This window comes from Streptomyces sp. NPDC059452, from assembly GCF_042750035.1.
In the GTDB taxonomy this organism is placed as follows: domain Bacteria; phylum Actinomycetota; class Actinomycetes; order Streptomycetales; family Streptomycetaceae; genus Streptomyces.
The window spans coordinates 69458-79786 of the sequence record NZ_JBHYVE010000033.1 but is presented as its reverse complement, the minus strand read 5'-3'; the positions used below and the strand labels follow the sequence as shown (position 1 = coordinate 79786).

Below are 10329 nucleotides of genomic sequence, written 5' to 3'. Positions count from 1 at the left end.
GGAATCGGGGACGCCCGGGACGACGCGGCGCTCGCGGCCGTCGGGGCGGACGCCCGGGTCAGGGGCCTGAGCGAGCGGGCGGCGCTGCCCGACGAGCTGGTCCGTACGGTGAGCGGCCTGGACGGCGTGGAGAGCGTGGCGCCGGTACGGATCGATTACAACGTGACCGTGCCGAACGCGACGGGCGACGGGGCGGGCGACATGGGCGAAGACGGGACGGGGAAGGGCAACGCCGCCGTCGCGGCCCTGGTGGGCGTCGCCCCCGCCTCGTACGCCCGGCTGGCCCGCGCGACCGGGCAGCCGGACTTCCCGGCCGACCTGCTGAAGGCCACCGGCCCCTCGGCCCCGCTGCCGAAGGACGCGGAACCCGATCCCGAACGCGTCCTGCCCGCCATCGCCTCCCCGGCGGTCGCGGCCCGGCTGGGCAAGGAGCCACGCGCGGTCAAGACGCTCTCCGGGCACTTCACGGTGCAGATCGTGGGGACCGTGTCGAGCGCCGCCTCGGTTTCCCACACCAGCTTCCTGATCGTCAACTCCGCCTCCCTCGAACACGGAGAGCCCACCACCCTCCTCCTCACCGGCACACCGGACCCCGGGAAGCTGCGGGCCGCGGTCGGCGAGAGCGGCAAGGAGTACGTCGTACAGCTGCGTTCCGAGGAGCGCGAGCGGTACGTGGACACCCCGATGCAGGCGGGGGCCGAGCGGATCTACCTCGCGGCCGTCGCGGCGGGCGCCGGATACGCGCTGCTGGCCATGGCGCTGTCGCTGTTCCAGACCGCGCCGGAGCGCAGGACGCTGCTGGCCCGGCTGCGCACGATGGGGCTCACCAGCGGGCAGGGCAGGCGGCTGCTGGCCTTCGAGGCCACCCCGCAGGCGCTGCTGGCCGCGGTGGGCGGCCTGTTCACCGGCTGGGCGACGATCGCCCTGCTCTCCCCCGGCGTCGACCTGGTCCCGCTGGCGCTCGCGGGCGTCGCCGGATCGGACACGAGCCCCGTGCCGCTCCGCACCGACCTCTGGTCGCTGGGGCTCCCGGCCGTGGGGGTCGTCACGCTCGCCGCCACGGTCGCGGGCGTCCAGGCGTGGTGGGCGAGCCGCCGCGGATCGATCACCGAACTCAGGGCAGGAGACTCCCGATGACCTCGTCCACCGAGACGGCAGGCACGGCCCGCGGGGCCGAAACGACGCTGGCGGAGCTGGAGCGGCGGGCAGCGGCCCGGCGGGACCGCCCCTCGTACGGGCACGACGCGCTGATCGCCTGCGACCGGGTGGTACGGATCTTCACCACGGACGGGGTGGAGGTGCAGGCCCTCCAGGGCCTCGATCTGCTGGTCACCGAGGGCGAGTTGATGGCTCTGGTGGGGGCGTCGGGCAGCGGCAAGTCGACGCTGATGAACATCCTGGCGGGCCTGGACGTGCCGACGGCCGGATCGGCGAAGGTCGCGGGGTGCGATCTGCTGTCGATGGGCCCGAAGGAGCGGCTGCGCTACCGCCGGGACGTGGTCGGGTTCGTCTGGCAGCAGACCGCCCGCAACCTGCTCCCGTACCTCACCGCGATCCAGAACGTCACCCTGCCCATGCAGTTGCGCGGCGGCGGCAGCAAGCGCGAACGGGCCGCCCGCGCCGAGTCGTTGCTCGCCATGCTGGACATCGCGGACTGCCGCGACCGGCGGCCCGAGCAGCTGTCCGGCGGGCAGCAGCAGCGGGTGGCCATCGCGGTGGCGCTCGCCAACTCCCCGTCCGTCCTGCTCGCCGACGAGCCGACCGGTGAGCTGGACTCGGCCACCGGGGAGCAGGTCTTCGCCGCGTTCCGGCGCGCCAACGAGGAGCTGGGCACCTCGATCGTGATCGTCACCCATGACCAGGCGGTGGCGAACGAGGTACGCCGTACGGTCGCGATCCGCGACGGCCGTACGTCCTCCGAGGTGCTGCGCCGCACGGAGGTGGACGAGGCGACGGGCCAGGAGTCGCAGGTGGCCCGGGAGTACGCGATGCTCGACCGGGCGGGGCGGCTCCAGTTGCCGGCGGACTACACGCAGGCGCTGGGCATGGAACACCGGGTGCTGCTGGAGCTGGAGCAGGACCACATCGGGGTGTGGCCGGACGCGCACGGGGCGGCGGAGAACGCCCAGGAGAAGAAGGCGGACGGGGAGCTAGAGAAGTAACCGCCGGTCCGGCACCGCAGCGCCCCACGGACCGACGGGCTCAACGCGCCGCGGGCGGTTCCGACGGCTCAGCCGCGCCCGACCGACAGGCTGAGCCACGCCCGACCGACAAGCTCAGCCGCGCCCGACCGAGAGGTTCAGCCCGCCGGGTCCGCCCAGGCCGCCGGCCGGGTCGCGGCGCAGGGCGACCGAGCCGAACGGGGTCCGCAGCCGCAGCCAGGCGCCCGAGGCGAACAGCGATACGGGGAAGGCGGGGTCGGCGCGCAGGAAGCCGAGGGACTGGGCGGCGTGGACCGCGCGCAGCGGCAGTTCGGTGGCGCCGACGGGCCGGGACCAGATCTCCCGGCCGATACGGTCGCGTTCGGCGCGGGTGCGCAGCTCTTCGGGCAGCGCCTCGTCCCGCGTACGGAACTCGGCGACGGCCGCGTCCAGGGCCGCACGCAGGGCCTCCGGCCGGGGCAGCCCGGCCTGTTCCCGCCAGGGCCCCCGGGGCGGCAGGACCCCGGTCCAGGGCGGCCCGGTGACGGGCGCGGGCAACGCACCGCACCGCCGCCCAACGGGGCCTTCCCCGGAAACATCGAGGGACTCCAGCAGCTCCCCCGCCGACACCGTGACGTCGAGCGTCTCGGGGCGGGCCAGGCGGGCCGTACGGACCGCGAGGACCTCGAAGGAGGGCGGGCGGCCGAACACGGCCAGTGCGTCGCCGCCGCCCGCCTGCAACCGGACCGCGGCGGCCCGGTCGTAGTGGAGCAGCCGGCCGAGGAAGGCGGCGAGATCCGCCGCCTCCCTCGGGTCGGCGAACAGCAGCGACTGCACAGGCACGGTCATGCCGCGGCGGGCTCCTCTGCCAGGTACTCCTGGAGGAAGAGCTTCTCCTCGGCGGAGATCCGCCGGGGCCTCTCGGCCTCCAGGTTGTACGGCACGACGACGGTCGAGGCCCGTACGTACACCTGCTCGGGGTCCTTGATCTCATAGGCGATCGTCAGCGACGCGGCGCCTATCTTCGTGACCCACGACTCGACGGTGACCGGCTCGTGCCGGTGCACCAGCGGCCGTACGTAGTCGATCTCGTGCCGGGCCACGACGGACCCGCCCGAGAACGACGGCGAGCCGTCCCCCGGCGCCAGCCGGAACATGAAGTCGATGCGCGCCTCCTCCAGATAGCGGAGGAAGACCACGTTGTTGACGTGGCCGAAGGCATCCATGTCCGACCAGCGCAGAGGGCAGCTGTAGATGTGACGAGCCAAGACGATCAGCCTCGCGTGAGCTTCTTGTACGTGGCGCGGTGCGGGCGGGCCGCGTCCGCACCCAGACGCTCCACCTTGTTCTTCTCGTACGACTCGAAGTTGCCCTCGAACCAGTACCACTTGGACTCACCCTCGTAGGCGAGGATGTGCGTGGCCACGCGGTCCAGGAACCAGCGGTCGTGGGAGATGACCACGGCCGCACCCGGGAACTCCAGCAGCGCGTTCTCCAGCGAGGACAGGGTCTCCACGTCGAGGTCGTTGGTGGGCTCGTCGAGGAGCAGCAGGTTGCCGCCCTCCTTGAGCGTCAGCGCCAGGTTGAGGCGGTTGCGCTCACCACCGGAGAGGACACCGGCCGGCTTCTGCTGGTCCGGGCCCTTGAAGCCGAACGCGGAGACATACGCCCGCGAGGGCATCTCGACCTGGCCGACGTTGATGTAGTCCAGCTCGTCCGAGACGACGGCCCAGAGGGTCTTCTTCGGGTCGATGTTGGCGCGGGACTGGTCGACGTAGGAGATCTTGACCGTGTCACCGATCTTGATCGAGCCGCTGTCCGGCGTCTCCAGGCCCTGGATCATCTTGAACAGCGTGGTCTTGCCCGCGCCGTTCGGACCGATGATGCCGACGATGCCGTTACGGGGCAGGGTGAAGGACAGGTCGTCGATGAGGACCTTGTCGCCGAAGGCCTTCGAGAGGTTCTCGACCTCGACGACGATGGAACCGAGGCGCGGGCCCGGCGGAATCTGGATCTCCTCGAAGTCCAGCTTGCGCATCTTGTCGGCCTCGGCCGCCATCTCCTCGTACCGGGCGAGACGGGCCTTGGACTTGGTCTGACGCCCCTTGGCGTTCGACCGCACCCACTCCAGCTCTTCCTTGAGCCGCTTCTGCCGCTTCTCGTCCTTGCGGCCCTCGACCTTGAGGCGGGTGGCCTTCTTGTCGAGGTACGTGGAGTAGTTGCCCTCGTAGGGGATCGCGCGGCCGCGGTCGAGCTCAAGGATCCACTCGGCGACGTTGTTCAGGAAGTACCGGTCGTGGGTGACGGCGACGACGGCACCCGAGTACTTCGAGAGGTGCTGCTCCAGCCAGTTCACCGACTCGGCGTCGAGGTGGTTGGTGGGCTCGTCGAGGAGGAGCAGGTCCGGGGCCTCGATGAGGAGCTTGCAGAGCGCCACCCGGCGCTTCTCGCCACCGGAGAGGTTGGTGACCGGCCAGTCGCCGGGCGGGCAGCCCAGGGCGTCCATGGCCTGCTCCAGCTGGGCGTCCAGGTCCCACGCGTTGGCGTGGTCCAGGTCCTCCTGGAGCTTGCCCATCTCCTCCATCAGCGCGTCGGAGTAGTCGGTCGCCATCAGCTCGGCGACCTCGTTGAAGCGCTTGAGCTTGCCCATGATCTCGGCAGCGCCGTCCTGGACGTTCTCCAGGACCGTCTTCTCCTCGTCCAGCTTCGGCTCCTGCATGAGGATGCCGACACTGAACCCCGGCGACAGGAACGCATCGCCGTTGGACGGCTGCTCCAGGCCCGCCATGATCTTCAGCACCGTGGACTTACCGGCGCCGTTGGGCCCCACGACACCAATCTTGGCACCGGGCAGGAAGTTCAAGGTGACGTCGTCAAGGATCACCTTGTCGCCGTGCGCCTTGCGCGTCTTGCGCATGGTGTAGATGTACTCAGCCAAGAGAAACCGTCCGGCAGCAATAGAGGTGTGGGCAGATACACCCCATCTTGCCTGACGTCCATCCCTGGGTGGTAACCCGTATGGCCAACCACCCCTGACCAGCGGCGGAACCCTCTTGCTTAGGCTCTTCACCCGTCGCTGACCGTCGTCATCTGTCGTCGTTGGTCAACGCTTACCGGCCCACAACCGGCCCAGAGCCAGCCTCCGATCCACCTGCTGAGCTGGCCATTCTAAGGGCCTCAGCCTTCCCGTGGGCCTACGTCTTCCGCTCTCGGACGGCCCGGCCGTGGGCTACGGCTTGTCGCTTGTCGCTTGTCTTGTCGCTTGTCGTGGTGCAGGTCAGACGGGGCCTGGTGGCCGCTGGGCAGGGAAGGCTGGTTGCGGGCAACAAGACAAGCGACAAGCTGAGGGGCCGCTGCCGGTAGCGGCCCCTGCGGCGCTGTGGGGGAGGGATAGAGCGAGCGGCAAGCCGCGCAATCTCTTGGCAGCTCGCTCCGCGAGCGCGCGCACCCCGCTGGCCGACCGGAGCGGCGTGGCGCGGTGTGGGTCCGAGGATGAAGAGACCACCCCGGGCCGGGGGCCGTGGTCTCTTCCGTCAGGCGCGGGGGGGGCACTGCCTCTGAAGAGCCTTCCAAGGGGGGAGGCGGGGCGGGGGTGCTGAGAGCTCCCGGCGCCCTCCTGCGTGGCCTCTTGGAAGGCTCGTCAGGCAGGTGTGCGCGCTGGGGAGGCGATTGGGGAGGCAGCGCGGAGGTGGGGAGTTCTCCCCAACCGCCTCCCCAGCGTGCTTCCCCGGGGCTGACCTGCACAGATCGGCTTTTGGGGAGGCCGGGGAGACGGGGGAGGTGCCCCTCTGGGACCCCTGGGGAAGCGGTCTTCCGGGGGTGGGTGTGCCTCCCTCCCCATCTCGCGCGGCAACCGGAAGAGCGGTTCCGGTTGCCTCTCCCTTTAACCCATCCTAGAGATTTGGTGTAAGACAGCGTCCGCAGCGTCCGCAAGGGGTCGGGAAGGGCGTCTGACCTGCGGGAACAGTGCGGACGCTAAACAAACTGTTGAGCGTCCGCTAGCGTCCGCAGCGTCCGCAATCCCCGCTCCTCTTAAGAGCATCACCGCAGGTCAAGACGGCTCTTAAGGTGGAGAGGTACGGACGCTGACCTCTGCTCCGGCGCGCGGTTCTCTCCGACCGTGGGGATTCCGTTTCCCGCTCACAAGCAAGAGGAGCACCCCCGTCGGAGCGGCCCGGGGTGCTCCTCTTGCTGGCACAGCCACCACCTTCTTGTAGCACTACAAAGACCTCCCCTCTTTTCCTAAGCAAGGGAGGTCTGCGTCACCGCGTCACCCTGGCGGGGCGAAAGGGGCTTTGAGCTGCGGAAAAGGGGGGTGACGCAGAGCTTGAATCCCGCGTCACCTGCGTCACCTGCGTCACCCTGAAACCACAGGTCAGGCAGGTCGGATGACGCAGGTGACGCGGTGACGCAGAAGTCCGGCCCTCAGACAGGTTCCACACCGCCGGGCCTGCACCGCTTCATGCTGCCCCGAGTTGGCCGGCGGGGGCTCGCTCGCTCTTCTCCTGTCAGGGTCCACCACGTCGCCACACCGCAGGTCATGGGCTCAGATTTGTGCCGGGGCTGGTTGCGTGGCGGTTCAGTACCGCCATGGGGTGAACGCGGGTTAAGAAGGAAGAGCTGAAAGGACCGCCCACCAGACGGACGACATCGGCCCACCAGACCCGGTTGGCTCCACCGCCTGGGCGGCCCGCAGGTTGGACGCCCAAGGCTAAGCCCTCCAGCCCAGCGCCTCCAGCGCTCAACGAACTTACAAGAACTGCTCGGTTTGCCCACAGAACGTCACTACAGGCTGCATACTGATTTCCAACCAGATAGCAGGGGGCGGATCATGAGCGATGGCATTGTTGGAGAGTTTCACCTCGACGGGCTGGAAGACCAGCCGGAAGCAGAAGATCTAGCGGGCGATGTCACCGCCGCAATCAAAGAGATCGAAGGTCACGGTTTCAAATTTTACGAGAAGAATGGAGATTCACTTAACTTCATCAAAGCGGCTAATCAAGAACCTTTTCATAATGTCACTGACCTCTGCAACGTATCGGAAATTGCGAACTCGCTGAAGGCTGGAATTCTGGAAGATGAAGACCTTTCGGCCGTCTTCGACAGCGTGAGCGATACTTTCGAGTTTGCCGTCCGATCCGACCGGCGCCCTGCTTCCCGTTACCGCTGGAGTGCACCAGAAAAGGGGTGTGATCACGAATTCGAGGAAAGCGAGGAAGGGTACTCTTTTCATCTGACCGGCGAGAACTCGGAAGCCTGCATTGAACTTTCCCCAGGGACTCCGCTCGCGGGATTTCTGTACAGCATCCACGTGACTGGTCGAATTAGGCGCCGCCGCGCTCATACCGTAAAAGTGTACAGAAATAGCCGTGAGGGGAAGAATCTAACATTCGAAGAGGCTCGCGACCTTGTCGACCGCCTACTGTTTGAGTTGGATGCCGCGCATGGCATTCACATCACTACGATCCCCCGAGTCCGACGCTTGATTAGAATTCCGGCCTCAAGGACGCCCAGTCCACCTGCGGTCAGATTTCCTAAGGTCAGTGTTCCGCGAGAGGTGTCCGCCCTCTTCTCGTTCGCTGGCGAGGCCGCTGATAACCCTCCGTTTATGTTCCTCGCCTATTATCAGGCGCTGGAGTACTACCTCCCTCACGCTGCGAGTCGAGGAGGATTGAAGGCAATCCGGCGCGAACTTAGGGCTTTGAGTTTTGATGACAAGAGTGACGCCTCGGTGCTTCGCGTCCTAAATTCCATTGAGCGCAATAAGAATGCTAACGAAGAGGATCAGCTTAAGACCCTGGTTTCCGAATGCGTCAGGGGTGACGTGTTGCATGCATTTGTGTCGTCAGATGAAAACTTGAGGCACTTCTCCAAAGGGGGTGCCGAGTTGAGAATTCCATTCATCAACTTGAAATCGACAAGTGAGTCGCTGGCTGTGCAGGTTGCCAGGCGTATCTACGCGCTACGAAATCGAATTGTCCACGCCAAGGATAATCCCAGGTATGCCGAATCGTCAGTCCTTCTGCCTCGCAGCAAAGAGGCAGGTCTCCTCGGTAAGGACATTCAGCTTGCCCGACTCCTTGCCATCGAAGCGGTTATTGATAATCAAGGATAGTTGGCAGGGAAGTCGTTTTTCTTGTCTGTCGAACTTCGCCATGGAACGAATCATCGGATTAGGAATGCGAGGTGTAGGGTCGGGGGAGGTTGTCGAACGGGGCAACCGCGTGGGGGGGGGCTTATCTCTAGGTGTCCCGCCTGCGGGCCAGGCGGAGAAACCAACCGGTTCTGGTGCGCCGAAGTCGTCTGCACCACCTCATGACGCGGCCCTGCGTCACCGATGACGCACCCCCGGCCCTCTGCGTCACCCTGAAACTACAGGTCGGGTGGGTCGGGTGACGCGGTGACGCAGAACTCCGGCCCTCGGACAGGTCCCCGTTCCGCCGGGCCCGCACCGCACCGCGGCACGGCGCCGAGTCGGCCGGCGGGGTGCGCGCGCTCGCGTAGCGAGCTGCCAGGGGATTGTGCGGCTTGCCGCTCGCTCTATCTCCCCCGAAAGGTGCCACGGGAGGCGCGGAACCCCTGCTAGACCTAGCAGCACCCCGTGCTAGGTCTAGCAGGGGCGCTAGCACCCCAAAGTGCTTCTCACCTGCGAACTAGCACCTAGCAGCCGGATTTCATTCCTGCCGTTTCGAGTGCTCTCAGCACACACTCAGGGGCGCCGTCGTAGACGATGTGTGGCTCATCAACCTGCGGCGGAACGAACCTGGTCCGGTACCGAGCCAGGTCACTTTCGGAGAAGAAGATCGAGTTTGGGTCATCCTCATGCCGTGCGTTCCGCTCGCTTACCCGCGCCCACAGTTCTTCGTGGCTCGCTTCCATGTAAACGAGTATCGATCGACCGCCAGCGTCCGCAGCGACCGTACGCCAGCGAGTACGGTCCTCCGGCGTCCAGAAGCCGTGATCAACAACGACGTTATGCCCTGCGCGAAGCTGTTCACCGAGTTCTACGGCGATCTTCTCCAGCACGGGGCGTTCCAGCTTCGGGAAGATGCCCCGAGGAAAGTCGACTCCGTATACGCCGTGGCGGCGGAACATCTCTTCGTCAGGGCACAGCCGGACGAAGCCCCGGGCCGTAAGGGCACGCGACAGCGTCGTTTTCCCCGACCCGGGAAGTCCCGCCATCAGGACACAGAACGGCCCCTCGCCCGAAGCTGCCATCACTGCCCCACCTCCGACTCTGTAAGCCAGGTCCGGCCGGGCCCGCCGAGGTCCACTCCGTACTCAACTACCTGGCCGGTGCTGTCGATGAACTTCGCGGTCATGACGACCACGGGCTTTACCGGCAGGTGCGCAGGGTCCAGCTCCAGGAGCTTGGCGTCTGCGGGTTCCAGCAGGCGAGCTGAGGCGCTGTCGATCCGGCGCGTGATCGGCTGGCCGGTCGCCTGGGCGATGAGCTGCAAGGACGTGCCCCCAGTGAGACGAGCACTCTCGGCCAGTTGCGGCACAAGCTCCCCGTACTTGGCGGGAATCCACGATGTCGAGTGCGCCACGATGCCCCGGCGGTCCCGGTACACACGGCGTCGCCGGATCACGTCTGACCCCGGCGTGATGTCCAGGGCTGCGGCCACGTCGGCTGGCGCCGAGACTACCGACGCCTCGTGCGAGTCGGACCGCTCACCCGCCCCCCAGCTCGAACCGCTGCGGTGGCCACGGTCCTGCCGTTGAGAACCTGAGGACATGGGCGTGGGCCGGTCGATCACCTCGGTGCCGATGCCGTGAATACCCCGTACGAGCCCTTCGCCGCGAAGCTGCCGCAACGCCTTCTCTGCTGTGGCGGTGCTGACGCCCCACTCCTGCGCCAAGGCCTTGATGCTGGGTAGAAGTTCGCCCGGACGAAGCTGCCCTGACGTGATCAGTTCCGAGTAGTGGGCGGCAATCCGCGCGTACGGTGCCCGGTGCCCGGCCTGCTCCGGCATTTCGTCAGCTCCTCATCCTCGTTTGGTGCGTTCCCTAGCGTACCGCTTGACACCCTAGGGTGCCCTAGGGAACCTTAGGGATGTGCCCGCCGGTCGCTCAGATCGGAAGGCGCAGCAGCGCTGCATGCTGGTGCTGAGAGGAAGAAAGCCCTGGCCAGAAGGCCAGGGCTCTCGCAGGGGGCGGCTCCCTACCGCCAAGCAGAACGCCGCTC

At 66.9% G+C, this 10329-nt stretch carries 8 protein-coding genes; 3 read left to right on the top strand and 5 right to left on the bottom strand.

Annotated elements, in window-relative coordinates; translation table 11 throughout:
* Window positions 1–1137 (top strand): FtsX-like permease family protein (locus ACFW9Z_RS31440; protein ID WP_384646056.1); only part of this gene is annotated, 1137 nt, incomplete at its 5' end.
* Complete coding sequence (locus ACFW9Z_RS31435) at window positions 1134–2162, top strand: ABC transporter ATP-binding protein (protein WP_384646053.1); 1029 nt, start codon at window positions 1134–1136, stop codon at window positions 2160–2162. The genes ACFW9Z_RS31440 and ACFW9Z_RS31435, both read left to right, overlap by 4 nt.
* A gap of 114 nt (window positions 2163–2276) precedes the next feature.
* On the opposite strand, the gene ACFW9Z_RS31430 is transcribed toward ACFW9Z_RS31435, so the two are convergent.
* From ACFW9Z_RS31430 to ettA, 3 genes are read right to left on the bottom strand one after another with little or no spacing between them, the layout of a single operon-like run.
* The gene (locus ACFW9Z_RS31430; RefSeq protein WP_384646051.1) at window positions 2277–2990 is read right to left on the bottom strand and encodes a hypothetical protein; all 714 of its coding nucleotides are present in this window, start codon (window positions 2988–2990) and stop codon (window positions 2277–2279) included.
* Window positions 2987–3409, bottom strand: coding sequence for an acyl-CoA thioesterase (locus ACFW9Z_RS31425; protein ID WP_384646049.1), 423 nt, complete (start codon window positions 3407–3409; stop codon window positions 2987–2989). Before ACFW9Z_RS31425 ends, ACFW9Z_RS31430 begins: the two co-directional genes overlap by 4 nt.
* A 5-nt stretch (window positions 3410–3414) precedes the next feature.
* Window positions 3415–5079, bottom strand: a complete 1665-nt coding sequence (gene ettA, locus ACFW9Z_RS31420; protein WP_384646047.1) for an energy-dependent translational throttle protein EttA — start codon at window positions 5077–5079, stop codon at window positions 3415–3417.
* A gap of 1893 nt (window positions 5080–6972) precedes the next feature.
* Here ettA and ACFW9Z_RS31415 point away from each other — a divergent pair.
* Window positions 6973–8256 (top strand): hypothetical protein, encoded by a 1284-nt coding sequence (locus tag ACFW9Z_RS31415; protein ID WP_384646044.1) that lies wholly within the window; start codon window positions 6973–6975, stop codon window positions 8254–8256.
* A gap of 545 nt (window positions 8257–8801) precedes the next feature.
* Here the strand turns inward: ACFW9Z_RS31415 and ACFW9Z_RS31410 are convergent.
* Both ACFW9Z_RS31410 and ACFW9Z_RS31405 read right to left on the bottom strand, forming a co-directional pair.
* A complete protein-coding gene (locus ACFW9Z_RS31410; protein ID WP_384646042.1) occupies window positions 8802–9359 on the bottom strand; it encodes an AAA family ATPase in 558 nt (185 codons plus the stop codon).
* Complete coding sequence (locus ACFW9Z_RS31405) at window positions 9359–10117, bottom strand: GntR family transcriptional regulator (RefSeq protein ID WP_384646041.1); 759 nt, start codon at window positions 10115–10117, stop codon at window positions 9359–9361. The genes ACFW9Z_RS31410 and ACFW9Z_RS31405 overlap by 1 nt, the downstream gene beginning before the upstream one ends.
* Window positions 10118–10329: the final 212 nt, after the last annotated feature.